The following is a 23,009-nucleotide window of genomic DNA, read 5'->3' on the forward strand; positions in this document are numbered from 1 at the left end:
CTAATTTTGTGAGTTTTATCTTACAAAATTTCGGAGAAATGGTATATTCATCACACTTTTTAATTTCTAAATTTTTAATAAATCAAAGTCGGCGTAGTTAAATTATAAACTATATTAAATTTGCAATTTATGGAATATTATGATCAAAAGAATCTTCACGATATTCACCTTAACTTTACATCTTCTTTTTAGTAATCCGGTTTACTCTTTAAATACTTCCTTTAAAAATCTTGAGAAATATACTAATAAGATTTCTAATAAGTTCACTAGAACCTATTGCAATACTGTAAAATTTGGTATTTCACATGAAGGAGCTTTGCAATTTGCTATTGGAGAGACTAATAAGGAATTTAGAAATAACAAACTCAATAAGTTGATAGATTATTCTCTATTAAAAAATTCAATAGTTAATGATTTAGAAAATAATTGCGAGGTGTATGATTTTGATATTAGTAATTTAGAAAATTTAAAATTTAACTAGAAATATTAAAATTTAAAGTCTTATTTTTTACCTATCCAATCGTTGGGTTTCTCCATCATCCATTCAAAAACTCCTTTAGCATCAAGGTTTTTAGATGCATAAACAAACAAAATTGGAAATATTAGAATTACTGCTCCAATTACTGTCATTTCTATTTTACCAATACCCATCTCGCTTACTGTTAAGGCAAAATAATTAATCATTATTTTTATTGAATTAAAATTTATTTTTTCATAATGTATAAATAATTTTTTATTCTTTAACTTTTTTACAAAAAATCTTAATTGTTTATGATGAATGAAATTTGTATAAAGTACCTATTTTATTGATGCAGATTTTTTAATAATTTGGATATTATGCTTATATTTTGATTGTTATGAATCGTGAAATTATTATTTTCACCCCTATTATTACAATAGTCATTGGTTTTATAGTTTATACAATTTTAAATAAAAGAAAGAGATCGGCTAAAAGTATTTATAAATTAATAGATGATTTAGAAAAAAAATACATTTATTGATCTTTTTGATAGAGAAAATATTAATCGAATTCTATACCAACTTCCTCTTTTAAATCTCTCTCCAAATCTGGAAGATGCGGTTCAACCCAATGATCCTTGTTATCAATACCTGCTGCATTAACATAGTTCATGATATGTTGGTCTACTTGTTTATAAAGGTCATGCAAATTTAAATCCATGCGTATATCATGTGCAATTTCAGAGACTTGTTTTTCAGTTAAACAATGATCAGGATGAAGTAAATCACAGCAGGGAATTCTCTTCTCTATCAATTCATTTAAATTGATTTTTATTTCATAATCTTGATGAACAGTCATAATTTTTTTTATTCCTTCTTATTTTAATTAAGATCAAGTTTTTGTATATCTTTGGTCAAGAAATAAAGTTTTAAATTATTTATAAAGTGTTTTTAAATGAATAGATCTTCCAACTCTTCATAATAGTCATCATCTTTTGAGTTTTCTAATTGAATATCATCTTCTATTAGAAGTTCTTTTTTTGAAGTATAAAATAAATATCCAAGTGCCCCAAAAAGAAAGATTGTAGGTAAAATCATTAAATTTAATTGACTTATTATGAATATAGTGCAACACTTAATATAGTCAAGTGCTGAACTTATTTAAAATTTTAGATGCCCACCAAGAAAAAAAGAGTTGGTTTTATTCCGAGAGAAGATGTATTGAAAATAATTGATAGATTGAGTTTAGAAAATAACTTAAGTAATTCAAAAATAATTAGTATTTTGGTAGAGGAAGCACTTTCAATGAGAGGTATGTTTAACAAAAAAAATAGCATATTAACCCAAATAAATAAAAAGAATAATAAGGATTCAGAAAACTTTTCGGAAGCTTCTTATGCTTTAAGAGAAAATGATAAATTCAAAATCAATACTAAAGTAGTTAATCATAAAAACCCCATGGAAGGAAACTTTTTAAATCAAGCAAATAATGAGGATTTTGATTTGCATATCTATAAAAAGTTCTTAACTTTTCTTAAATTTCAGAAAATGATGGATGAATACAATAATTAGAGGTGTTGCATAGTTCTGCACTGTGAGTTAAATTATGAATGTGTTTATTCATTGGGGATTTATTTTTTTAGAGATTCTTTCACATTTCTAAATTCGACATTCAATTAATCCAAAAAAATATGAATTCTTCATTACCAATTTTTTCTATAAATCTTCTTCCTCCAGAAAGGTTATATTGTGATTTTAATTATTGGAGTACTCTGTTCTCTCAGGATATGCAAATTCTATGGGATAGAGCTCATGGGATACCTTTAGAAAAACTTCCAAAAGGGGTTTCGGATATGATATTTCCTTATTTATTGCTCGCTCTTTCAGACTATAAGACTTCTCAAGTAAATAAAATGAGTGGAATAGGTTTAGACAATCTATTAAGTCTTTGGTTTGATAAGTATTTGTTGAATAAAAATGGTTATTTCGAACTAATTAAATAATTTTGAATTTTATCTTCAAAATTTGTTGACTTTTATTGTTCATGAGATGATAATGACAAAAATAAATTATTAATTGTGAATCCTCTCTCAGATACTTTCGATGATTTTGTTGATGATCTACTTGCTTCCGATGCAAATTTACTAAAAGGGGAACTTGATTTTCTTCTTATCCAGCACTTATTTAATTCAATTGATTTAAAGCTTATTAATAAAACTGAATTTGAAGATAAAGAATCATTTGTTGCTTAATTTTTTATGAAATTTCTCTATGATAAGTTTTGGGTCCCAGTTTTTGGATATATTTTATCAAAATTTGTTTTTTTAATAGAAGATAAAAAGAATGACTCTAATAAAAAAAAAGAAAAACTTTAATTATTTTTCGACCTTTTTAAGTATCTTTCATTACATAATTAAGGTCAATATATTATGATAACAACAAAAGATATACTTTACTTTTTTAAATTATGCATTGTTGAAATATAAATAAAATTGCTTTTAACAAACTAAAATGAGCAAAAATGCATTTAAGAGATATACAGTACATTATCGTGATTTTCAAAATATAAGAATTGAAAATTGTTTTTATGCTTCAGACGCCTACGAGGCCAGAACACTAGCAATGGAATTTAATAAGTATATAAAAGAACATCCAAACAGTATTGACCTTATAAGATGTGAAAAATGAATAAAAATTTATAATTTAATAGGAAAAAAATATTTAAACACTTAAGAATTTATCAATAACTGCTTGACTCAACTCACTAGTATTTCCGCTGGCAACAATACCTCCCCGCTGCATCGCATAATATCTATCTGCTTGTCTTACAAAATGCAAGTGTTGTTCAACTAATAAAACACCAATTCCTGTATCTCTAATTATCTGATTAATTGCATTTTCAATATCTAAAACTATATTGGGCTGAATACCTTCTGTTGGTTCGTCAAGTAATAGTAGTTTAGGTTTGCCTAGCAATGCTCTTGCAATAGCTAGTTGCTGTTGTTGTCCACCACTGAGATCTCCTCCTTTCCTTTGTAGAAAATCTTTTAGGATTGGGAAGAGATCATAAATAAATGGATCTATTTTCTTGTTCTTAGATAATCCACCTGGCAGCGACTCCATTCCTAACATAAGATTCTCTTCAACTGATAAGTATGGAATAATTTCTCTCCCTTGAGGAACGTAAGCCATTCCTTTCCTCGCCCTCTGATGAGGTGCTTTTCTATTGATATTTTCTCCAATCAAATAAATATCGCCTTTTTTTTGTCTTAACAAACCAATAAGTGATTTCAATAATGTTGTTTTGCCAACTCCATTTCTTCCAATCAAACAAACCATTTCACCTGATTGAACATTTAAATCTACATCTCTGAGAATATGACTTTCGCCATAATATGTATTCAATGATTTGATTTCCAGTAAATTTTTCATAACTAATCCTCAGGCCTTCCTAGATAAACATCAATAACTCTTTGGTCCTTTTGTATGGTTTCCATTGTTCCCTCGCATAATACAGTTCCTTGATTTAATACTGAAACATTACTATCAAGTCTTCTTATAAATTCCATATCGTGATCTATTACTACTACAGTATTTTCTCCTGATAATGATTTTAATAAATCAGCTGTAAGATCAGTTTCTTCATCAGTTAAACCAGCAACAGGTTCATCAACTAACATTAAATCTGGCTTCTGTCCTACTAACATAGCTATCTCGAGCCATTGTTTTTGGCCATGTGATAAAGAACCAGCTTTAGAATCAACCTTTTGAGCTAAATTGACAATTTTCATAAGACGTTCAATCTCATTAAGTTGCTCATCCTTAATTCTTTTATTTATAAGGTTTAAGGGACTTTTAGGAGTTGACACTGATATTTCAAGATTTTCTTTAACTGTTAAATTTTCAAAGATTCTTGGACTTTGGAACTTTCTTCCCACTCCAAGTCGAGCAATCTTATGTTCCTTTCTGCCTACTAAAGATTTTCCTTTGAAAATTACTTCACCTTTTGTTGGCTTAACCTTTCCAGTTATTACATCAAGAAATGTTGTTTTACCTGCTCCGTTGGGTCCTATTACAGCTCTTAATTCTCCTTTGTTTAAATTTAAATTAAGTTTGTTGAGAGCTAAAAAACCCTCGAAACTAACAGTAATATCTATTAAATTTAGAAGATCTTTATTGTTCATTATTCCCCTCCTTATTGTTAACTTCTAAGCTTGGATAGGTTTCAATCTTCCTTTTCAAACCAAATCTTTGAAGAAGATTCCTAGGACCATCTCCTTGAATCCATCCTAAAACTCCTTCTGGCAGAGCTGTCACAACTAATATAAATAACCCTCCTTGGATAAACATCCAACTAGCAGGTAAAGCTTCACTTACTAAACTTTTTGCGTAGTTGATGAAAACTGCTCCTAGTATTGCTCCTAATAAAGTCCCCCTACCTCCAACAGCAACCCATATAACCATTTCTATAGAAAAGGGAACTGTCATAAATTGAGGTGATACTATCCCAGACTGAACAGTATATAAAGCTCCCGAAATTCCAGCGAGACCTCCAGCAATTGAAAATACTATCGTCTTGAATATAACTGGGTTATATCCTGTAAACCTAACTCTTGGTTCATCATCTCGTATTCCTATAAGAATATTTCCAAACCTTCCTCTAACTACCCACTTTGCAAAAAACCAAGCGGCTATTACTAGTATGGCCGTAATCCAGAAGAATATTCTTTGCATGGACTCAGAACCTACCATCTGACCAAATAGTTGTGTTACATCTGTTTTTAATCCATTTGTTCCATTTATAAGTTTTTGTTGTCCATTAAAGAAGTTAAAGAATACAAGAAGCGATGCCTGAGTAAGTATAGAAAAATAAACCCCTTTGATTCGATTCCTGAAAACGAGAAATCCAATTAAACCCGCAACCAATGCTGGAATTATCCAGATAGCGAAGAAGGTGAAAATTGGCGATTTAAACGGTTCCCAGAAAAAAGGTAATTTTTCAACACCATATAAAGCAAAAAATTCAGGAATATTATTTGGGAATTCTGAAGAGCTGGTTATTTGCAAATACATTGCTGCGCAATATCCACCTAATGCAAAAAATATACCTTGTCCAAGACTTAGTAAACCTGTATAACCCCAGATAAGATCTACACCTAGAGCCACTATGGACAAAGATAAATATCTACCAAGTAGATTTAGCCTAAATACAGGGAGTAAGGTTGGTGCTGCAATAATAAGAGCTATTAATATTATCCAGAATGATAATACTATCCTTCTATCAAATTTAAATTTACTTAGAGACATTAGTTTTCCACCATCCTGCCTTTTTGAGGAAATAAACCTGTGGGTTTAAATTGTAAGAATATAACTATTAAGGCAAATATCATAACTCTTGCCATACTTGTTGTCGCAAAAAAGTTGATTGTGTTTGAGAGTGGTAAAGGCATATCTGGCCATATTGATAAGAGCCTTCCAGCTCCAATTAAATCTGTCATTATTCCTATTCCAAAGGAAGCAAGTACTGTACCTAATAAATTTCCTACTCCTCCCAGCACTACAACCATAAAACAACCAACTATATAATTTCCGCCAACATTAGGTCCTACAGAACCTAGTAGCGATACTGCTACTCCAGCAACTCCTGCTAAGCCAGATCCTATTCCGAAGGTAATTATATCCACTTTTTCAGTAGATATACCAAGGCAGTCACTCATTTGTCGGTTCTGAGTAACTGCTCTAATACGCATCCCCCAAGCACTTTGGTTTAGAAATAATGTTATTGCTATTACAGAGATAAGTGTAATTACAATTATCATTAATCTTGTTTTAGGAAATGCAGTTCCTAAAATTTCTACTTGTCCTCTCATCCATGAGGGAGCTGTTACATCAACATTACGAGCACTCGCTCTACTTAGTTTGCTCACAGTGGATGAAATAACGCTACCGGTGAGAACCCCACTTAAAGCAGCAAATATCCAAGAACTAAATTTAAAATATTTGAAATTTACTGATTCTTTTATTTTTGGAGGAAACGTTGTTGGTAAAAATAAACCAATTATAAGACTTATAATTAGACCGGTCCCATAAGCCAATGGTACACTTCTGACAAATTGTTGAAGAATTAAGCTAACGCCCCAAGTGGCGAGAAGAGTTTCTAGTGGACTTCCATAAAGCTTCCTAATTATAGTTTTTTCAAGGAGAATGCCTACTACTCCACTAACAATAAAAGCAAGGAAAATTGAAACTATTATGTATGAATTGTAGAAGGGTTTTAATATAGGTAATTTGAAAATTAATTGGGTAACGTATGTTGTGTAAGCCCCAAGCATCATAAGTTCTCCATGGGCAAGATTAATAACACCCATGAGACCAAAAACAATCGCAAGACCTAATGCCGCAACAAGTAATACAGATCCGATCGCAACACCATTAAAAAGACTGTCGAGAAGTAACTCCAATTTGAAAATGAAAAAATTTGTTTATATAAAATAAAAGGAGGTGTTAACCTCCTTATTATTTTGAAGCATAGGTTTTAATTAAATTAAAGCCTATACTTTTCTCCTTTTGAAGGATCTGTCCAATCGCAAGCAAATCCTTTTGAGCTTGGATGCTTTTGGTTCCATGCTTGAGGAAGAACAACTCCTGTCTCTTCAAGAATTGTAAAGCCACCTTCTGCATTAATCTCTCCAATTCTCACTGTTTGAGATAAGTGATGGTTAGGCATAACTTCAACTGGACCTTGTGGGGCATCAAACTTTTGTCCAACTAGGGCTTCCCTAACTGCGTTGTCGTCGAAAGTTCCAGCATCTTCAACTGCTTGTTTCCATAAGTAAACCATGTTATAAGCAGATTCTTGAGGGTCAGCTACAACACGATCTGCTCCCCATCTTTTCTTGAAGCTTTTAGCAAATTTCTTAGATGCAGGAGTATCAATTGACATCATGTAGTTCCAAGCGCCGTAGTGACCTTCAAGGAACTCAGGACCAATTGTACTAATCTCTTCTTCAGCAATTGAATAGTTCATTACGTAGTAGCCACTCGAAGGTGTGATACCTGCGTCTTGAATCTGTTTGAAGAATGCAACGTTTTGGTCACCATTAAGTGTGTTAATGATTATTCCACCTTCAGGAAGTGCCTTTTTGATTTTTGAGATAATTGGAGCAACTTCAGTATTCCCTAATGGAAGGTAATCTTCTCCAACAACTTTACCGCCTAACTGTTTTACCTGAGCTTTTGTGATTGTGTTTGAGGTTCTTGGGAAAACATAATCAGAACCTACAAGGAAGAAATCTCCACCAGCTGCGGGAGAACGCTTATACATGAAATCTGTAGCGGGTTCCGATTGTTGGTTTGGTGTGGCTCCTGTGTAGAAAATGTTGTTAGAACATTCTTGAGCTTCATATTGAATTGGGTAGTAGAGGAAAGCATCTTTCGATTCGTAGACAGGTAACATTGCCTTTCTACTTGCAGATGTCCATCCGCCAAATACGACAGGAACTCCGTCTTGGTCAATAAGCTTCTTAGATTTTTCAGCAAAAGTAGGCCAGTCAGATGCACCATCTTCAACTATGTATTCTATTTTGTAGCTTTTGCCGCCAACTTTAACACCACCAGCAGCATTTATCTCTTCGATAGCCATTTTTTCCGTATCAACAAGAGTTGATTCAGAGATAGCCATTGTTCCGGATAATGAATGCAAAATACCAACGGTTACTGTGTCATCGAAACTTCCGGAGGTTCCGCCTCCACCACACGAAGTTGCTGTGACCGCAAGTGAGGCAGTAGCTAAACCTGCCAAAATACGCCTTGAAATTCTCATGAATTAGGATAAATTAGGTAATTGACCCTTATTAAGGGGGATAAAATAAAAGTTATTAACGAGTGAGGATTAGTTTTGTATCAGTCGTAACTTTTTGTTGAATCCAATATATAAAAATAATTATTTTCTAGCTTCGATTGTTTGGTATATGTGATTCTAAAAATTGAGTTATTTCTTCAACTCCTATGCCGCTACTTAGGTTAGTAAAAAACCATGGTTTCCCTTTTCTCATAAATTCAGTATCACTTCTCATAATATTTAAATCTGCACCAACCATATCTGCTAAGTCAATTTTGTTTATTAATAATAAATCTGACCTTGTTATTCCTGGGCCCCCTTTTCTAGGAATTTTGTCTCCTGCAGATACATCAATTACATAAATTGATAAATCTACAAGTTCGGGACTAAAACTTGATGCTAAATTATCACCTCCACTTTCTACAAAAACAAAATCTAAAGGATTATATTTATTTTCTAAATCTAAAACTGCATTTTTATTTAAGGAACAATCCTCTCTTATTGCTGTATGAGGACAACCTCCTGTTTCTACTCCAATAATCCTTCCCTCCTCTAATACTTTTTTATTTATAAGAAAATTAGCATCTTCTTTGGTGTATATATCATTGGTGACAACTGCTATCTCATAATTTTTTTTCAGGCTTAAGCACAAGGTCTCTACTAGTGCGGTTTTTCCTGAACCTACAGGCCCAGCAACACCTATTCTTAATTTACTGCTCATAAATTAATTTCTAAAAAGTTTTGTATAAAGGTCATTATGATTTTGTTGTGCCATAGCTAAACCTACATTGCCAAAATAGATGTCATCAATATTTTTGTCCATAATTTCTTTAGAAACTTTTGAAATTATTGCTAACAAATCTTTCTGAATTACTTGTGCTTCTGTTGAACCAATAGGAATAATTCTTAACGCAGCACTAAGTTGGTTTGCACTCCACGCATAGAAAAAATTCTCAACCATTTCTAACTTCGAAATTTCAAAACAATAGCAAGCCCAACTCCAAGCTAATGGCCAGGAGATTTTTTTATTATTTTCATATAGATATTCAAATCCAAATTCTTTTGTTATATCAAAAAGAGATTTTGCCATTTGGGTTTGTTGTTCTCTCATTTCGATAGAGTCCTTTGATGAGAGTATCCACTTATCCAAACTCAATAACTTTTTCGAGTTAATTTTTAAATTTTTGCCATCGTTTATCTCATTGAAAATATCAAAAAAATCTAGTAACAGTCTTCCATCTAGTCTAATTTGGCCAATTTCAAGTTCACTCATGATTAATTCTTTTACCGAATTTGAGTCTTTTAAATTTTTATTCTGAAGATAACTCTCCATTCCCTCCGAATAACAAAATCCTCCAACTGGTAAATTAGGGCTTATTAACAAGTACTTTAATAAGTGACTTTTACTCATGACTATGTGCACCTCTTTCCGGAAAAAATTTTTTCTGGATATTTTCGATATCAACATTAAAATTTTTAAGCATATTCGCTATTACGTAGTCATCTTTTGTTAAGAGAATGTCCTCTTCAATTTCTACTTCAACATGCCTATTTCCGAGGTGATAAGCAGTTTTAACAAGTTCAATTTTAGAATTTGAACTTATTTCAATTAAATTTTCCGTTTTGGCAATTATCTCTACATAAAAATTAGAGTCATTAGTTAAAAGAATATCTCCATCATTTAATTTACCTTCTCTAGGTAATTGTAAAATTATTTCTTGATCACAATCAGTTAATCTTTTACCACGCAAGATTCTTCTTTCATCTGAACTTAAGGTAAGTTTTAAAAATGAACCTAATCTTGGTTTTTCCTTAATCCAATCAGTTACAACTATTTGTTTATTCATTCTCATAATCAAAATTTTTTGGTTACTTTAATTTAATAATTAAAGAAAACAATTTATGATCAAAACTTCTTGGGAAGGCAATTGTTTCTTAAATTTTTTAAATAATAAAGCAAGTTTAGGAAATGTTGATAAAACAATCTTTAAATCTAAATCAACTTCTCCTTACAAATTATTAAAGTCTACTCATGATCAAGAGGGCAGATGCATTTTACCTGTTCTTCATACTGCAGGGGGATTGGTTGGTGGAGATTTGCTTGAGTTTAAAGTAAATCTTGAAAAAGACTCTAAGGTTTTGTTGACAACTTCTTCAGCTCAGAAAGTATATGGATCTGTTGGAAGATCAAAAATTAATCCAAAAGGAAGTTTTTCAAAACAAAAAAATCTTATAAATATTCTTGATAATTCCCATTTGGAATATTTGCCTCAAGAAACTATTATCTTTGCAAATGGTTTATATGATCAAAAGTTTAAAGTATCAATTTCAGAAAATTCAAGTTTTTTATTTACGGATTTAATAAGACTTGGAAGATCTTCTTCCGGAGAATCTATTGAGAGTGGAGTTTTTAGATCTAAATTAGAAATTATTAGAAATAATGATTTATATGATGATTGGGAATATGTTGATCAAATTGAATTATCTAAAGCAAGTTATGAGGCAAAGTCAGGCATGGATTACATGCCTGTTTTTGGATCATTAATTTGGATTTGCGAAAAAGAATTTTCCAAGTCAAAAATAAATAATCTTGTTGGAAATATAAAAAAGATTTTCAATGAAACAGAAAATAATTTATCTATTGGAATTCTTGAAAATGGAATCTCTGTACGATTCCTAGGGAGTTCTTCTCAAGATGCTAGGAAATGTTTTTTTTGTATTTGGAAACAAATTAGGTCTGTTTCTGGATTTTGTGAGCCAAAATATCAAGGTGTATGGCCTTTACAAGATTCTATGAATTATTAATTATGTTCAGAAAGAACTTTTTTTAAGAATTTATAGATTAATTTTTTATTATGCATCTTTCACCTCAAGAAAAGGATAAATTATTAATTTTTTCTGCTGCACTCTTAGCTGAAAGAAGGCTTAGTCGAGGTCTTAAGCTTAATTATCCTGAAACAATTGCTTTTTTGAGTTTTCAAGTTCTTGAAGGAGCTCGAGATGGAAAAAGTGTGAGTCAATTAATGTCAGAGGGAACTAACTGGCTTTCAAAATCACAAGTTATGGAGGGCATTCCTGAAATGGTGAATGAAGTCCAAATAGAAGCGGTTTTCCCAGATGGTACAAAGTTAGTTACTATTCACAATCCGATTAACTAGTTATGAGTAATTTAATTCCTGGCGAAATAATTCCTGAACAAGGTGAAATCGAATTAAATCTTGGGAGGGAAGTTAAAACAGTAAAAGTTTCTAATTCTGGAGATAGACCTGTGCAAATTGGATCTCATTATCATTTTTATGAAGCAAACAAGGCTTTAATTTTTGATCGAGAAAAAACATATGGTATGCGTCTTGACATTCCTGCAGGAACAGCAATTAGATTTGAACCGGGTGATACAACAGATGTCAAATTAGTGCCATTTTCAGGTTTAAGAAATGCATATGGTTTTAATTCATTAGTTAATGGTTCTTTAAAAAGTTAAAATTATGTCTTATAAAATTGATAGAAAAACTTATGCTCAAACTTACGGACCCACTACCGGAGATAGGGTAAGGCTCGCTGATACCGATCTTTTTATTGAAGTAGAAAAAGATTTAACTACATACGGAGATGAAGTTAAATTTGGTGGAGGTAAAGTTATTCGAGATGGAATGGGACAGTCTCAAGTAAGAAGAGCTGATGGAGCTGTAGATACCGTAATAACTAATGCTTTGATTGTAGATTGGTGGGGAATAATTAAGGCTGATGTGGGTATAAAAGATGGAATTATTTTTGAAATTGGTAAGGCTGGCAATCCTGATATCCAGGATAATGTTGATATTGTTATTGGTGCATCAACAGAAGTAATAGCTGGAGAGGGGCATATTCTTACTGCAGGTTCAATTGATACTCATATTCACTTTATCTGTCCCCAACAAATTGAGACAGCACTAGCCTCTGGAATTACAACCATGTTGGGAGGAGGAACTGGACCTGCAACTGGCACAAATGCTACTACTTGTACTCCGGGATCTTTTCATATTTCAAGAATGCTTCAATCAGCAGAAGCATTTCCCATTAATTTAGGTTTTTTTGGGAAAGGAAACTCAACAAACGAGAGCAATCTTATTGATCAGGTTGAGGCTGGTGCATGTGGATTGAAGCTTCATGAGGATTGGGGAACCACTCCTTCTACAATAAATTCTTGTCTAAATGTTGCAGATAAGTTTGACGTACAAGTATGTATTCATACTGATACTTTGAATGAGGCAGGCTTTGTTGAAGATACCATCAACGCTATTGCAGGAAGAACTATTCATACTTTTCACACCGAAGGAGCAGGTGGAGGTCATGCTCCAGACATTATAAAAATCTGTGGAGAAAAAAATGTTCTTCCTAGTAGTACAAATCCCACAAGACCTTATACAACGAACACATTAGAAGAACATCTTGACATGTTAATGGTTTGTCATCATTTAGATTCTAAAATTCCAGAAGACATTGCATTTGCTGAATCAAGGATCAGAAGAGAGACTATTGCAGCTGAGGATATCTTGCATGATCTAGGTGCCTTTTCAATTATTGCTAGTGATTCTCAAGCTATGGGAAGAGTTGGCGAAGTAATTACAAGAACGTTTCAAACTGCACATAAAATGAAAGTCCAAAGGGGTCCGCTATCGCAGGATTCTGATAGAAACGATAACTATAGAGTAAAGAGATATATTTCTAAAGTTACAATTAATCCTGCAATAGCCCATGGTATTGATAAACATGTTGGGTCTATAGAAAAAGGTAAAATTGCGGATTTGGCATTGTGGAAACCTTCCTTTTTTGCTGTAAAGCCTGAATTAGTTGTTAAAGGAGGATCTATAGTTTGGTCTCAAATGGGTGATGCAAATGCTTCAATTCCTACTCCAGGTCCTGTACATGGTCGACCTATGTTTGCAAGTTTCGGGCAATCTTTAATTAAGAGTTCTTTTACCTTTTTAAGTAAAAATTCAATTGAACAAAATATTCCAAATAAATTAGGCTTACAAAAGAAATGTATTGCGGTAGAAAATATAAGAAATATCAATAAATCAAACTTAAAACTTAATAGTAATTTACCAAATATTTCAGTTGATCCTCAAACTTATGAAGTTTTTTCTGATGGAGAACTTCTTACTTGTGAACCACTTGATGAAGTCCCAATGGCTCAGAGGTATTTTTTGCTTTAGAAGTTTTTAATTAATTCTTTTTCACTTATCTTTATGTCTTTTGACCCCGCAATAGCTAAATCTTCTTGCAGTTTGTTCTCACAAGATAGAACTCTTGACCAACTTGGTAACTGAAGTGTCGTTGGACAAGCCAAATAATCTTCTGTAGCTGGTCTTAATAGTTTCGCAAACTTTTGTACTGATAATTCTTCTTCGTGCCTATCGTATGGAAGTTGATTAACTGCTGAATCTAATCCAAATTGTTTTACCCGATCTTCTCCAACTCTTTTGTAGAGAACTTCTAAAGTTGCTAGTTGAGTGCTAGTTAAGGTCTCTGCTTGATGCTCCATGAGACCTCTTAAAACACTTGAAAGTATTTCTGTGCACATTTTTTGCAATCCTTCTTTAGAAGAATCTCCAATATTCTTATGTTTATGATCAAATAAACCTAGGTCAACTTGGGCTATTTTGGAGGTCCTTACGTTTCTATAAACCTCTGATAATAAGCCTATCTCTAAACCCCAGTCACAAGGTATTCTTAAATTCATAGCAAGGTCTTTAGTAAAAGCAAACTCACCTGCTAATGGATATCTAAATGATTGAAGATATTGTAAAAACGGACCCTTACCAACTAACTGCTCAAGACTTGCTAATAAAGGACCCACGAATAATCTTGTTGCTCTACCTTGTAATTGATTGGTCTCTAAAGATAACCTGCTGTAAAATGCTTTTACATATGATATTCCATATGATTCATCCAGAAGTGGAAGTATCATTCTTGAAGGATATAAAGGACTAAAAGTTCTTATATCAGCATCAAAAAGAGCAACAACTTCTGATTTTCTAGTCGCAACTCCTATCCCTTGCCATACAGCCCATCCTTTACCTGGAGTTCCTAAAAGTTCTAATCCATTTTTTTCTTGGCTTTTTAATAACTCAATTACAGAGGGAGAATTAGTCCATTGAACGTGAACTGGAAATGGCATTGAGTCAAAAAATGATTTTGCTGCCTTAACTTGCTCAACAGTTTTTGCAGAGAGAGCAATTACTAATTCATTTAAGCCTGTAAGGTTTTTTAAAACCTCTCTTATATCTTTTAATGCTGGACGTTCAAACTCTTCATATAAACAAGGTATTAAAATGCTAGTTGATCTTTTTTTAAGACTTTTGTTTAATTCTTTAAGTAAATTTCCTGTAACTCCATATTCATGTATTGTTGTGATTAAACCTTGTTGAAAGTCCATTTTCTAATTGATGTGCAGAATGGTATTAATACTTCGATGATTTTTTCAAAGTGAAGCAAATTGATTCAGAGAAAAAATTAGATAGATTAAAAATTGATAAATTGTTAAAAACAATTTATTCAAATCATACTACAGAAGAAATTAATTTTATTTCAAACCAATTATTACAGATTTTAGATGATTTCTCAGAGAAATCTGCTTATGAAGAAATAAGAGATAAGGAAAGGTGGAATGAATCTCATTCAGTTTTGATAACTTACGCAGATAGTATTTATAAAAATGGTGAGGCAACATTAATAACTCTTAGGAAGTTGTTAAGTAAACATTTTGGTAGTCTCTCTAAAGTTGTACATATTCTTCCTTTTCTGAAATCTACAAGCGATGGAGGTTTCGCCGTCTCAAGTTATGATTCCCTAGAAGAAAAATTTGGTGGTTGGGATGATCTCAAAAGTATTTCTAAAAATCATGATTTGATGGCTGATTTAGTACTAAACCATGTCTCATCATCTCACCCATGGGTACAACAATTTATTAAATCTCAAGAACCGGGTATATCAAATGTTTTTTCACCGAAAGAAAATCTTGACTGGTCAAATGTAGTTAGGCCTAGAAGTTCCTCCTTGTTTTCTCAAATGAATACTGATGATGGTCCTAAACAAGTTTGGACAACTTTTGGGCCAGATCAAATTGATTTGAATTGGCATAATCCTAAAATGGCTCTTGAGTTCTTAAATTTGATTGTTATTTATTTATCTAATGGAATTAAATGGTTAAGGCTTGATGCTGTAGGTTTTATTTGGAAGGAATCAGGGACTACATGCTTACATCTACCTAAAGCACATTCAATTGTAAAACTCTTAAGAGTTCTTTTAAATGATCTTCTTAATGATGGCGTTTTAATAACAGAAACCAATGTTCCTCAGAAGGAAAATCTTTCTTATCTCATTCCTGATGATGAAGCCCACATGGCATATAATTTCCCATTACCTCCTCTCCTCCTAGAGGCAATTATTACTTCAAGAGCTGATATTCTGAACTCATGGATTTTTGATTGGCCAATATTACCTGAAGATACTACTTTATTTAATTTCACGGCATCGCACGATGGTGTTGGACTGAGAGCCCTTGAGGGTTTAATGAATGAGCAGAGAATTAAGGATTTATTAATTAATTGTGAGAAAAGAGGAGGATTAGTAAGTCATAGACGTTTATCAAATGGTGAGGATAAACCTTATGAATTGAATATTAGTTGGTGGAGTGCAATGGAAGACTCCAGTAGAGATGCTAAAAGATTTCAATATGAGAGATTTATCTTGAGTCAACTATTAGTAATGGCTCTGAAAGGGGTACCTGCATTTTATTTACCAGCATTACTAGCTTCAGAAAATGATATCAAAAGTTTTTCTATGACGGGTCAAAGAAGAGATCTAAACAGAGAAAAGTTTAAATCAGAAAATCTTTCAGCAGTTTTAAATAATCCTGAATCTAATGCTAATAAAAACTTAAAATATCTCCGTAATGCTATGGATGTCCGATCAAAATTAAAGCAATTTCACCCTTGATCACAAATGAAATGTTTGTCTAAAGGTAGAAGTGATATTGTTGTAATCAAAAGAGGTAAAGGACCTGAGTCTGTTTTTGCAATCCATAATATGACTGAAAATAAAATCAATTATCAATTGAACGATAATGATCTACCAAAAATAATTGATAATGATTTCAATACCCATGATTTTTTAACATCCACTAAATACAATTTCAAAAATATTAGTCTTGATCCTTTTCAAGTAATTTGGCTTAGTGCTTTATAAAAATGATAGAGAATTCTTCTATTTGGGTAGTAAGTGATGTAGATGGTACTTTAATGGATCACTCATATGATTTATCACCTGCTAAAGAAACTATAAAAAAACTACAAAAATTATCTATACCCGTAATTCTTTGTACAAGCAAAACTGCTTCTGAAGTAAAAGTTATTAGAAAGGAACTTAACTTGACGGATCCTTATATTGTTGAGAATGGTGCAGCAATATATGGTGAATCTCTTAAAAGAGTAAATGGAGAAATAATTCTTGGAATAAAATACGAAACTCTTGAAGAAATCTTAAATTTGATTTCTAAAGAAATTGATTACAAACTTACTCCTCTTAATAATCTCTCTGATCAAGAAGCCACTAAGCTTACAGGTTTAGTAGGCAACTCATTGAACTTAATGCGTGATAGACACTGGAGCATGCCTTTTTTAAATCCGCCAAGTTCTTTAGAAGAGAAAATTAATATCTGTTGTAAAAAATTCAATGTTGATATTTTTAAAGGCAATAGAATGAGTCACTTATTATCTACAAAATCGAATAAAGGGAAAGCAATAAATGCTCTTAAAGAATATTCAAATATTCATAATATTGAAATTATAGGTTTAGGCGATTCTCCAAATGATTTGCCTCTACTTTTAAACTCAGATATTAAAATAGTTATCCCTGGAATAGATGGGCCTAACTTAAATTTACTAGAGCAATTAAAAGATTTGGAATTTACTTTGGCTTCTGAACCAAATGGATATGGTTGGAAAAATGAAATCAATAAACTAATAAATAAGCGAGAACTAAGTTAGAAACATGAAAGATTTAGATATTAATTTTCCTCTTGATAAATTTGAAAAATTAATTATTGATATTGGTTGGGAATCCTTGGATGATTGGTTCAATTTTTGGAATAATAAAAGAAACATTCTTTCAATTGATCAATATTGGAACAATAAAGTAAATGATGATTGGATTTGGGGTTTGGCTTTACCTCTTTTATCTCAGGCTTATAAATTTCAAAACAATTTTTCTGATAGAAAAATTATTGGGATCTCGGCTTTGCCTGGGACAGGTAAAACAACACTAGGTAAATGGCTCGAAGCTATATCGTTAAAATTAAACTTCAAAATTGCGGTTATTTCTATTGACGACTTTTATCTTCCGTCAAATGAAATGAAATTAGCAATTAAGAATAACCCTTGGAATGTTTCAAGAGGGTTTCCTGGAAGTCATTCAGTAAAATTAATGCATGAAAAATTATTAAATTGGAAGATAACTGGAGAATTAAATGTACCCGTTTTCGATAAATCTTTAAGAAATGGTTTGGGAGATAGATCTCATTGGAGATTAGATAATCCTGATTTATTAATTCTTGAGGGATGGTTTTTGGGAGTAAAACCTTATTCTATTGACACAAATTATCGACCAATAAATACAACAAATTTGAGTCTTCATGAATCATCTTATGTATTAAAAATTCAAAATAACTTAAAAGAATATTTAGATATTTGGACTTTAATAGACAATATTTGGCACTTAAAGCCATTGAAGATTGAATACATGAATATATGGAAAACAAATCAGGAAAAAGAAATGTTTTTAAAGAAAGGTAACGCCCTTATAGATGAAAAATTATCTAATTTCTTGAGAATGCTTAATGTCTCCATTCCTCATAAAAGCTTTGATGTTATAAAATCCTACGCGCTTTTATTAATTGATCAAGAAAGAAATTTAGTTGAGTCAGGATTGAATTTGTAGCATTTTCTAAATTTCTTTTTTTTCAGTAATTTTTTATACATTTTTTTCAGCTCTTTATAGTGTTTAATTGTTTATATTTTGCTGCTTAGGGATGGTTGAGTTTTCTTACAAAAATGAAGGCTGTAGAATGGTTGTCTTGAGATGTATTGGTCCATCAAACTTTTTCTTAGAAAGAGTTTTATTCCCAACTGACATTCTTACTTTTATGGCCCCAAATGATTCGAGAGTTGAAATCTGGGGAAATGAATTATATGGCCCTAAGTTGGAAGAGAGAATAAGAATTTCTTCTGATAACGAAGATTCGACTTTAGTGGCTTAGAACAGATATTATCTAATTGTCTTCGAGTCAAAATTTTTTACAAATACCTAGTTTTTATTGATATTATCAAACTAGTTTAAGTTTTATAGATGTATTATTTTTCTTCCTTTGCAATAGGAGGTTTCGTTCCCTCTGCAGCCATTGCTGGAGTTTTACTTTTAGTTGGTTTAGGAGCCTTCTTTTATCTTGGTATAAAAGGACCCACAGATTATTAAATATGAGTTAATAAAAATCTTGAAATTTTTCATAACCTTCTTGAATAAGTTAACATTATGGATTTAACAACTATTTTATTTATATTAAGCTTACCTTTCGTTTTATTAACTGTTTATTTTGGGACAAAAAATGATTTTTACGAAAGTGAAAACTACAAAGGTGATGGTTGTGCTCACGATGTTAAGAGGTAATTTTACTATTCATTACCGCTAAATATACAAGTCCATCTACTATCAAATTGCCAAACAGGTTTATATATTTCATTAGTAATTTTTTCCCCTGCTTTGTTACATGTATCCAAATCTTTCATCGGTATTGAGTATAACGAAGGACTTGTAATACCACTTACCTCTGGTCTTGCTCCTGGACCTTGTCTGTATGTCCCAATTATTAACCAATAATTAGCTTTTGCAGAGTCAGAAAAAAAGAATTGAAAAAAAAGGAATAAAAATATTAAAAAGGATTTTTTCTTCATCGTTTTATATTAGCTTTTACTTAATAAATGTAAATTGTATTTTCTAAATTGCTATTAATTAGTTAAGTGATGTTAAAAGTTTTTGGAATATTTAAGATTCATTCTGTATGGCTTAATTCAAGGTTTAACAGAATTTATTCCTGTAAGTAGTACTGCTCATTTAAAAGTAATATCTATTTTTTTTCGAATTGATGATCCTGGTGCCTCTATTTCCGCAATAATTCAATTTGGAAGTGTTTTATCACTACTTTGGTATTTTAGAAAAGATTATTTTAGATTAAGAAGTAAATCTTTAAAAAGATTTATTAGTTTTTCATTACATGCAAGATTATTGAGGTCAATTTTTATTGGTACTATTCCAATTACTTTGCTGGGTGGGACCATAAAAATATTTGCTCCTTATTTTTTTGATAAGATTTTTCGTTCAAATTTGTCTATAGCTTTATTTTCTTTATTTATGGCTATTTTTATGTTCATAGCTGATACTTCAGAAAAAGGTTCTATTAATTTAAAAAATCATAAATACTTTGATAGTTTTTTGATTGGTTTTTCTCAAGCCTTAGCTATTATTCCAGGTGTCTCAAGATCTGGTATTACAATTTCTACAGGCCTGATAACAGGTTGGGAAAGAAGGGATGCTGCAAAATTTTCCTTTCTTTTAGGAATTCCAGCTATCACTTTTGCTGCTATTGTTGAATTTATTTCTTCGTTTAATGAATTCTCTTCATTAAGTTTTTTCCCTGTAATAGTTGGTCTTATTACGACATTTTTATCTTCTTTATTAGCTATAGATTTCTTACTAAAGTTTTTTTCTTCAAACGGTTTGAAATTATTTATTATTTACCGTATTGTTTTTAGTGTTGTAATTCTTTTGAATTTATAAATCATCGGGATAATATTTTTTAATTATGTTAGGGTTTAAAAAATAATTAATAAATGAATTTTTTTATATCTTTTCAACTTGGAGAAGTTGAAGTTTCAAATCTTACCATATTGGTTCTAGTTTTTTTTTCATCTTTTACTTTCATAGCTGTTGGAATAAGTTCATATAAACTATATAAATCTCTTATAAATAATGATAAATGATCGGAACGGCGGGATTTGAACCCACGACCCCCACTACCCCAAAGTGGTGCGCTACCAAACTGCGCTACGCCCCGTATTATTACTATAAATATTAGAGGTATTTAAATGTTATTTTTTATAGGATTGTTATCAGATCTCAATACACACTTATCAATTTCCCAATTAAATTTTTCCCAAATATAGTTTTTTAATTTGAAATTACTTCCAGGAAAATTTCCTAACTTCACTTTTGTAGGTGATGCTGAGCAATATTGTCTGCTACCTGGTGATGCAAGATATTGTTGATGGTACGCTTCCGCATAATAATAGTTATCAATCATTTTTATTTCTGTTTCAATTACACCAAGATGATTTTTATTTAATTGTTTTTGGTATTGTTCTTTACTGGCTAATATGATTTTTTTATTATTTTCATTTTTGTAGTATATTGCAGACCTATATTGAGTACCTATATCATTACCTTGTCTGTTTTTTTGTGTAGGGTCATGGCATTCCCAAAACATCTTTAATAAATCACTTATATCTACTTGACTTTTATTCCAGATAACTCTTACAACCTCTGAATGCCCTGTTAAACCGCTACATACTTCATAATAAGTTGGGTTTCTTTTTTCACCACCAGCATAACCTACGGAAGTTGTGACAACTCCTGGAAGTTTCCAAAAGCATTTTTCGGCTCCCCAGAAGCAACCACATCCAAATATTATTTCATCTTCCTGGGGAGTAGGATCTCTATTGAAATCTGTTTTTAATATTCTATGAACTGAATAAACATCATTAGTTGGAGTTGGCAGTTCATTATTCATAAATTTTTTAATTAATTCAAACATAACAATATTTTTACATCATAAGACAAAAATTACTTCTAGCTTTTAACAATATTAGCAGCAAGTTCTCTCTCCCAAAGTTTTTTATAAAGTCCTTCCTCTTTTACTAGGTCATTGTGATTACCCTCTTGAACTATTTCTCCATTGTCCATTACTAAAACCCTGTCACAAGTTGCAGCAACAGATAATTGGTGACTTATCATTATAATTGTTTTATTTTTTCTATCTCGTATTTCACCTATAATTCGAGCTGCTGTTTTATTATCTACACTTGCTAAAGCATCATCAAGAACGATAATAGGAGAGTTTACAAGTAATGCTCTCCCGAGGGCTGTTCTTTGTCTTTGTCCACCACTTAGGGTAATACCTCTTTCACCAACAATCGTTTGAAATTTTTGAGGAAAATTATTTACATCATCAATCAAACCAGCTTTTTTAGCGCTTTTTTTAACTAGTCCATTAGATGCTTTTGGTTCTCCAAAACGTAGGTTTTCTGAGATTGTAGATGTAAATAAAAATGCTTCTTGTGGGACAATCGAAATATTTTTTCTAAGATCTCCTAATTTAATATTTTTTACATCAATTTCATCTAAGAACAATTGATCTTGTGGGATTTCTATTGTTCGCCCTAGTGCCCTTGCTAACGTAGTTTTACCACAACCTACAGGTCCAACTATTGCAATAAGTTCTCCAGGATGAATTTTAAAATTCAGACCATTTAACGAATTAAATAATGATCCTGGATATTTTATAGTTAAATCTCTAGCTTCTAAGGAACCTTTTATCTTTCTTTTTAAAAATTTGGAATTCGCTCCATCAACTATATTTGGATGGTTTTGAAAGATTTCTTCAACACGATCTAAACTCACTTGACCCAGTTGAAAAGTATTCAATGTAAAACCCAAGAGAGCTGTAGGAAAAACTAGTCTTTCAACATAAAGTATTAAGGCTACTAAACCACCTATTGAAATAAATCCACTATCCAGTTGAAAGGTTCCTAATCCTAATAAGATTAATAATGAAATTGAGGAAATACCTTGCAGCAACGGGAATAACGTACTAGCTGTTCTGGCAAGTTTTATAGCCGAATTCCGATAGGCATTATTGTAGATATTAAACTCTTTCTTCTCAGAATTTTCTTGTGAATATATTTTGATAGCGCTTATTCCAGAAAGATCTTCTTGTATTAAATCACTAAGTTTGGATAATGATTCTTGTTGAGATTTTCTTTGACTCACCATTCTTCCGCCGAATAAACTTACAATTCCAAGTATTACTGGAAATATAATTAAGGCTGAAATTGTTAGTGTTTTGTTTATTGCAAACATCGAGGGGATAGTGAATGAGTAAGCTAAAACAATGTTGCATAAACTTAAAACTGTAAAGCCAAGAAGTCTTCTTATATTTTCAACATCGCTTGTAGCTCTACTAATAATGTCTCCACTTCCTTTTTTTTGTATCCATTCTGGATCTTGAATAAGCAAATGATCGAAAAGTTTCTGTCGAAGATTTACCTCAACCTTTCTACCTATTCCGAATACAATTTGCCTTGAAAATAATCTTATTAAACCCATACAAGTTGCTAAAAAAATTAAAAGAAAAGATTTAGAAATTACAAATTCAGAAGAGAAACCTTTTTGTAATTGGTCTATTATATTTTTTACTTCTAAAGGGATTACAACGCTTAAAATATTAACTATCAGTAGAGCTAGAGCTCCTATAAAAAATTCTTTTTTGTAAGGTTTAAGGTATTTTGATATAACTTTAAATTTTAAATTTTTCATTTAATTTTTCCAATATGATTAAGAT

At 31.5% G+C, this 23,009-nt stretch carries 31 protein-coding genes, 1 tRNA gene and 1 pseudogene; 17 read left to right on the forward strand and 16 right to left on the reverse strand.

Annotation, left to right across the window (positions count from 1 at the left end; all coding sequences use genetic code 11):
• Nucleotides 1-139: 139 nt before the first annotated feature.
• Complete coding sequence (locus EU91_RS04625) at nt 140-481, forward strand: hypothetical protein (RefSeq protein ID WP_032524350.1); 342 nt, start codon at nt 140-142, stop codon at nt 479-481.
• A gap of 20 nt (nt 482-501) precedes the next feature.
• On the opposite strand, the gene EU91_RS04620 is transcribed toward EU91_RS04625, so the two are convergent.
• From EU91_RS04620 to EU91_RS09345, 3 genes are all read right to left on the reverse strand, one after another.
• Entirely contained in the window at nt 502-684 is a 183-nt protein-coding gene (locus tag EU91_RS04620; RefSeq protein ID WP_032524351.1) for a hypothetical protein, read from the reverse strand.
• Between the two features lie 337 nt (nt 685-1,021).
• Nucleotides 1,022-1,318: a hypothetical protein gene (locus EU91_RS04615; protein WP_012007619.1), complete on the reverse strand. Its 297-nt coding sequence runs from the start codon at nt 1,316-1,318 to the stop codon at nt 1,022-1,024.
• Between the two features lie 92 nt (nt 1,319-1,410).
• Complete coding sequence (locus EU91_RS09345; RefSeq protein WP_193741602.1) at nt 1,411-1,557, reverse strand: hypothetical protein; 147 nt, start codon at nt 1,555-1,557, stop codon at nt 1,411-1,413.
• A 75-nt stretch (nt 1,558-1,632) separates the two neighbouring features.
• Here EU91_RS09345 and EU91_RS04610 point away from each other — a divergent pair, with 75 nt between their 5' ends.
• The 4 genes from EU91_RS04610 (at nt 1,633) to EU91_RS09180 (ending at nt 3,147) form a co-directional block, all read left to right on the forward strand.
• A complete protein-coding gene (locus tag EU91_RS04610) occupies nt 1,633-2,031 on the forward strand; it encodes a hypothetical protein (RefSeq protein WP_032524352.1) in 399 nt (132 codons plus the stop codon).
• A 119-nt stretch (nt 2,032-2,150) separates the two neighbouring features.
• Nucleotides 2,151-2,462, forward strand: a complete 312-nt coding sequence (locus EU91_RS04605; protein WP_032524353.1) for a hypothetical protein — start codon at nt 2,151-2,153, stop codon at nt 2,460-2,462.
• Nucleotides 2,463-2,537: 75 nt separating this feature from the next.
• Entirely contained in the window at nt 2,538-2,711 is a 174-nt protein-coding gene (locus EU91_RS09350; protein WP_193741603.1) for a hypothetical protein, read from the forward strand.
• Between the two features lie 259 nt (nt 2,712-2,970).
• The gene (locus tag EU91_RS09180) at nt 2,971-3,147 is read left to right on the forward strand and encodes a hypothetical protein (protein WP_152556171.1); all 177 of its coding nucleotides are present in this window, start codon (nt 2,971-2,973) and stop codon (nt 3,145-3,147) included.
• A gap of 33 nt (nt 3,148-3,180) precedes the next feature.
• Here EU91_RS09180 and urtE read toward each other — a convergent pair whose 3' ends face one another.
• The 8 genes from urtE to ureE form a co-directional block, all read right to left on the reverse strand.
• Nucleotides 3,181-3,891, reverse strand: a complete 711-nt coding sequence (gene urtE / locus EU91_RS04600; protein ID WP_032524354.1) for an urea ABC transporter ATP-binding subunit UrtE — start codon at nt 3,889-3,891, stop codon at nt 3,181-3,183.
• Between the two features lie 2 nt (nt 3,892-3,893).
• Complete coding sequence (gene urtD / locus EU91_RS04595) at nt 3,894-4,643, reverse strand: urea ABC transporter ATP-binding protein UrtD (protein WP_032524355.1); 750 nt, start codon at nt 4,641-4,643, stop codon at nt 3,894-3,896.
• Nucleotides 4,633-5,766, reverse strand: a complete 1,134-nt coding sequence (gene urtC, locus EU91_RS04590) for an urea ABC transporter permease subunit UrtC (RefSeq protein ID WP_032524356.1) — start codon at nt 5,764-5,766, stop codon at nt 4,633-4,635. Before urtC ends, urtD begins: the two co-directional genes overlap by 11 nt.
• Entirely contained in the window at nt 5,766-6,920 is a 1,155-nt protein-coding gene (locus tag EU91_RS04585; protein ID WP_032524357.1) for an ABC transporter permease subunit, read from the reverse strand. The genes urtC and EU91_RS04585 overlap by 1 nt, the downstream gene beginning before the upstream one ends.
• Nucleotides 6,921-7,003: 83 nt before the next feature.
• A complete protein-coding gene (urtA, locus tag EU91_RS04580) occupies nt 7,004-8,281 on the reverse strand; it encodes an urea ABC transporter substrate-binding protein (RefSeq protein WP_032524358.1) in 1,278 nt (425 codons plus the stop codon).
• A gap of 127 nt (nt 8,282-8,408) precedes the next feature.
• Nucleotides 8,409-9,020 (reverse strand): urease accessory protein UreG, encoded by a 612-nt coding sequence (ureG, locus tag EU91_RS04575; protein ID WP_032524359.1) that lies wholly within the window; start codon nt 9,018-9,020, stop codon nt 8,409-8,411.
• A gap of 3 nt (nt 9,021-9,023) precedes the next feature.
• Nucleotides 9,024-9,710, reverse strand: a complete 687-nt coding sequence (locus EU91_RS04570) for an urease accessory protein UreF (protein WP_032524360.1) — start codon at nt 9,708-9,710, stop codon at nt 9,024-9,026.
• On the reverse strand, nt 9,703-10,152 hold the full coding sequence (ureE, locus tag EU91_RS04565) for an urease accessory protein UreE (protein WP_032524362.1): 450 nt from the start codon (nt 10,150-10,152) through the stop codon (nt 9,703-9,705). The genes EU91_RS04570 and ureE overlap by 8 nt, the downstream gene beginning before the upstream one ends.
• A gap of 49 nt (nt 10,153-10,201) precedes the next feature.
• On the opposite strand from ureE, the gene EU91_RS04560 reads away from it, so the two are divergent.
• From EU91_RS04560 to ureC, 4 genes are read left to right on the forward strand one after another with little or no spacing between them, the layout of a single operon-like run.
• Nucleotides 10,202-11,104, forward strand: coding sequence for an urease accessory protein UreD (locus EU91_RS04560; protein WP_032524363.1), 903 nt, complete (start codon nt 10,202-10,204; stop codon nt 11,102-11,104).
• A 50-nt stretch (nt 11,105-11,154) separates the two neighbouring features.
• On the forward strand, nt 11,155-11,457 hold the full coding sequence (locus tag EU91_RS04555; RefSeq protein ID WP_032524365.1) for an urease subunit gamma: 303 nt from the start codon (nt 11,155-11,157) through the stop codon (nt 11,455-11,457).
• A 2-nt stretch (nt 11,458-11,459) separates the two neighbouring features.
• Nucleotides 11,460-11,780 (forward strand): urease subunit beta, encoded by a 321-nt coding sequence (locus EU91_RS04550; RefSeq protein ID WP_032524367.1) that lies wholly within the window; start codon nt 11,460-11,462, stop codon nt 11,778-11,780.
• 4 nt (nt 11,781-11,784) lie between these two features.
• Entirely contained in the window at nt 11,785-13,494 is a 1,710-nt protein-coding gene (ureC, locus tag EU91_RS04545) for an urease subunit alpha (protein ID WP_032524368.1), read from the forward strand.
• Here the strand turns inward: ureC and EU91_RS04540 are convergent.
• Nucleotides 13,491-14,717, reverse strand: coding sequence for a glycosyl transferase (locus EU91_RS04540; RefSeq protein ID WP_032524370.1), 1,227 nt, complete (start codon nt 14,715-14,717; stop codon nt 13,491-13,493). The two genes, ureC and EU91_RS04540, sit on opposite strands and share 4 nt — an antisense overlap.
• A 50-nt stretch (nt 14,718-14,767) precedes the next feature.
• Between EU91_RS04540 and EU91_RS0108560 the strand changes: the two are divergent.
• The 6 genes and pseudogenes from EU91_RS0108560 (at nt 14,768) to EU91_RS09640 (ending at nt 19,003) form a co-directional block, all read left to right on the forward strand.
• Nucleotides 14,768-16,528 (forward strand): annotated as a pseudogene (locus EU91_RS0108560) (sugar phosphorylase).
• A 2-nt stretch (nt 16,529-16,530) separates the two neighbouring features.
• Complete coding sequence (gene yedP, locus EU91_RS04535; protein ID WP_032524371.1) at nt 16,531-17,328, forward strand: mannosyl-3-phosphoglycerate phosphatase-related protein YedP; 798 nt, start codon at nt 16,531-16,533, stop codon at nt 17,326-17,328.
• A gap of 4 nt (nt 17,329-17,332) precedes the next feature.
• Nucleotides 17,333-18,277, forward strand: a complete 945-nt coding sequence (locus EU91_RS04530) for a kinase (protein ID WP_032524372.1) — start codon at nt 17,333-17,335, stop codon at nt 18,275-18,277.
• Nucleotides 18,278-18,368: 91 nt separating this feature from the next.
• Nucleotides 18,369-18,596 (forward strand): DUF1830 domain-containing protein, encoded by a 228-nt coding sequence (locus tag EU91_RS04525; RefSeq protein ID WP_032524373.1) that lies wholly within the window; start codon nt 18,369-18,371, stop codon nt 18,594-18,596.
• Nucleotides 18,597-18,685: 89 nt separating this feature from the next.
• Nucleotides 18,686-18,811, forward strand: coding sequence for a hypothetical protein (locus EU91_RS09635; protein WP_257008987.1), 126 nt, complete (start codon nt 18,686-18,688; stop codon nt 18,809-18,811).
• A 57-nt stretch (nt 18,812-18,868) separates the two neighbouring features.
• Nucleotides 18,869-19,003, forward strand: a complete 135-nt coding sequence (locus EU91_RS09640) for a hypothetical protein (protein ID WP_011818343.1) — start codon at nt 18,869-18,871, stop codon at nt 19,001-19,003.
• Between the two features lie 5 nt (nt 19,004-19,008).
• On the opposite strand, the gene EU91_RS04520 is transcribed toward EU91_RS09640, so the two are convergent.
• On the reverse strand, nt 19,009-19,287 hold the full coding sequence (locus tag EU91_RS04520; protein WP_032524374.1) for a hypothetical protein: 279 nt from the start codon (nt 19,285-19,287) through the stop codon (nt 19,009-19,011).
• An 82-nt stretch (nt 19,288-19,369) separates the two neighbouring features.
• Between EU91_RS04520 and EU91_RS04515 the strand changes: the two genes are divergently transcribed.
• Nucleotides 19,370-20,170 carry an undecaprenyl-diphosphate phosphatase gene (locus EU91_RS04515; protein ID WP_032524375.1) on the forward strand — a complete coding sequence of 267 codons (801 nt, stop codon included), beginning with the start codon at nt 19,370-19,372 and terminating at the stop codon, nt 20,168-20,170.
• Between the two features lie 53 nt (nt 20,171-20,223).
• Nucleotides 20,224-20,373: a hypothetical protein gene (locus EU91_RS09355; protein ID WP_193741604.1), complete on the forward strand. Its 150-nt coding sequence runs from the start codon at nt 20,224-20,226 to the stop codon at nt 20,371-20,373.
• Here the strand turns inward: EU91_RS09355 and EU91_RS04510 are convergent.
• The 3 genes from EU91_RS04510 to EU91_RS04500 form a co-directional block, all read right to left on the reverse strand.
• A tRNA-Pro gene (locus EU91_RS04510) sits at nt 20,374-20,447 on the reverse strand. It lies immediately after the preceding gene.
• Between the two features lie 27 nt (nt 20,448-20,474).
• On the reverse strand, nt 20,475-21,203 hold the full coding sequence (msrA, locus tag EU91_RS04505) for a peptide-methionine (S)-S-oxide reductase MsrA (RefSeq protein ID WP_032524376.1): 729 nt from the start codon (nt 21,201-21,203) through the stop codon (nt 20,475-20,477).
• Between the two features lie 35 nt (nt 21,204-21,238).
• A complete protein-coding gene (locus tag EU91_RS04500) occupies nt 21,239-22,984 on the reverse strand; it encodes an ABC transporter ATP-binding protein (RefSeq protein WP_032524377.1) in 1,746 nt (581 codons plus the stop codon).
• Nucleotides 22,985-23,009 lie beyond the last annotated feature (25 nt).

Source organism: Prochlorococcus marinus str. GP2, from assembly GCF_000759885.1.
Taxonomy (GTDB): domain Bacteria; phylum Cyanobacteriota; class Cyanobacteriia; order PCC-6307; family Cyanobiaceae; genus Prochlorococcus_A; species Prochlorococcus_A marinus_J.

Bases quoted from the DNA above. Each gene is read 5' to 3' on its own strand.
- EU91_RS04625 (WP_032524350.1), top strand. From the start codon at position 140: ATGATCAAAAGAATCTTCACGATATTCACCTTAACTTTACATCTTCTT.
- EU91_RS04620 (WP_032524351.1), bottom strand. From the start codon at position 684: ATGATTAATTATTTTGCCTTAACAGTAAGCGAGATGGGTATTGGTAAA.
- EU91_RS04615 (WP_012007619.1), bottom strand. From the start codon at position 1,318: ATGACTGTTCATCAAGATTATGAAATAAAAATCAATTTAAATGAATTG.
- EU91_RS09345 (WP_193741602.1), bottom strand. From the start codon at position 1,557: ATGATTTTACCTACAATCTTTCTTTTTGGGGCACTTGGATATTTATTT.
- EU91_RS04610 (WP_032524352.1), top strand. From the start codon at position 1,633: ATGCCCACCAAGAAAAAAAGAGTTGGTTTTATTCCGAGAGAAGATGTA.
- EU91_RS04605 (WP_032524353.1), top strand. From the start codon at position 2,151: ATGAATTCTTCATTACCAATTTTTTCTATAAATCTTCTTCCTCCAGAA.
- EU91_RS09180 (WP_152556171.1), top strand. From the start codon at position 2,971: ATGAGCAAAAATGCATTTAAGAGATATACAGTACATTATCGTGATTTT.
- urtE (WP_032524354.1), bottom strand. From the start codon at position 3,891: ATGAAAAATTTACTGGAAATCAAATCATTGAATACATATTATGGCGAA.
- urtD (WP_032524355.1), bottom strand. From the start codon at position 4,643: ATGAACAATAAAGATCTTCTAAATTTAATAGATATTACTGTTAGTTTC.
- urtC (WP_032524356.1), bottom strand. From the start codon at position 5,766: ATGTCTCTAAGTAAATTTAAATTTGATAGAAGGATAGTATTATCATTC.
- urtA (WP_032524358.1), bottom strand. From the start codon at position 8,281: ATGAGAATTTCAAGGCGTATTTTGGCAGGTTTAGCTACTGCCTCACTT.
- ureG (WP_032524359.1), bottom strand. From the start codon at position 9,020: ATGAGCAGTAAATTAAGAATAGGTGTTGCTGGGCCTGTAGGTTCAGGA.
- EU91_RS04570 (WP_032524360.1), bottom strand. From the start codon at position 9,710: ATGAGTAAAAGTCACTTATTAAAGTACTTGTTAATAAGCCCTAATTTA.
- ureE (WP_032524362.1), bottom strand. From the start codon at position 10,152: ATGAGAATGAATAAACAAATAGTTGTAACTGATTGGATTAAGGAAAAA.
- EU91_RS04560 (WP_032524363.1), top strand. From the start codon at position 10,202: ATGATCAAAACTTCTTGGGAAGGCAATTGTTTCTTAAATTTTTTAAAT.
- EU91_RS04555 (WP_032524365.1), top strand. From the start codon at position 11,155: ATGCATCTTTCACCTCAAGAAAAGGATAAATTATTAATTTTTTCTGCT.
- EU91_RS04550 (WP_032524367.1), top strand. From the start codon at position 11,460: ATGAGTAATTTAATTCCTGGCGAAATAATTCCTGAACAAGGTGAAATC.
- ureC (WP_032524368.1), top strand. From the start codon at position 11,785: ATGTCTTATAAAATTGATAGAAAAACTTATGCTCAAACTTACGGACCC.
- EU91_RS04540 (WP_032524370.1), bottom strand. From the start codon at position 14,717: ATGGACTTTCAACAAGGTTTAATCACAACAATACATGAATATGGAGTT.
- yedP (WP_032524371.1), top strand. From the start codon at position 16,531: ATGATAGAGAATTCTTCTATTTGGGTAGTAAGTGATGTAGATGGTACT.
- EU91_RS04530 (WP_032524372.1), top strand. From the start codon at position 17,333: ATGAAAGATTTAGATATTAATTTTCCTCTTGATAAATTTGAAAAATTA.
- EU91_RS04525 (WP_032524373.1), top strand. From the start codon at position 18,369: ATGGTTGAGTTTTCTTACAAAAATGAAGGCTGTAGAATGGTTGTCTTG.
- EU91_RS09635 (WP_257008987.1), top strand. From the start codon at position 18,686: ATGTATTATTTTTCTTCCTTTGCAATAGGAGGTTTCGTTCCCTCTGCA.
- EU91_RS09640 (WP_011818343.1), top strand. From the start codon at position 18,869: ATGGATTTAACAACTATTTTATTTATATTAAGCTTACCTTTCGTTTTA.
- EU91_RS04520 (WP_032524374.1), bottom strand. From the start codon at position 19,287: ATGAAGAAAAAATCCTTTTTAATATTTTTATTCCTTTTTTTTCAATTC.
- EU91_RS09355 (WP_193741604.1), top strand. From the start codon at position 20,224: ATGAATTTTTTTATATCTTTTCAACTTGGAGAAGTTGAAGTTTCAAAT.
- msrA (WP_032524376.1), bottom strand. From the start codon at position 21,203: ATGTTTGAATTAATTAAAAAATTTATGAATAATGAACTGCCAACTCCA.
- EU91_RS04500 (WP_032524377.1), bottom strand. From the start codon at position 22,984: ATGAAAAATTTAAAATTTAAAGTTATATCAAAATACCTTAAACCTTAC.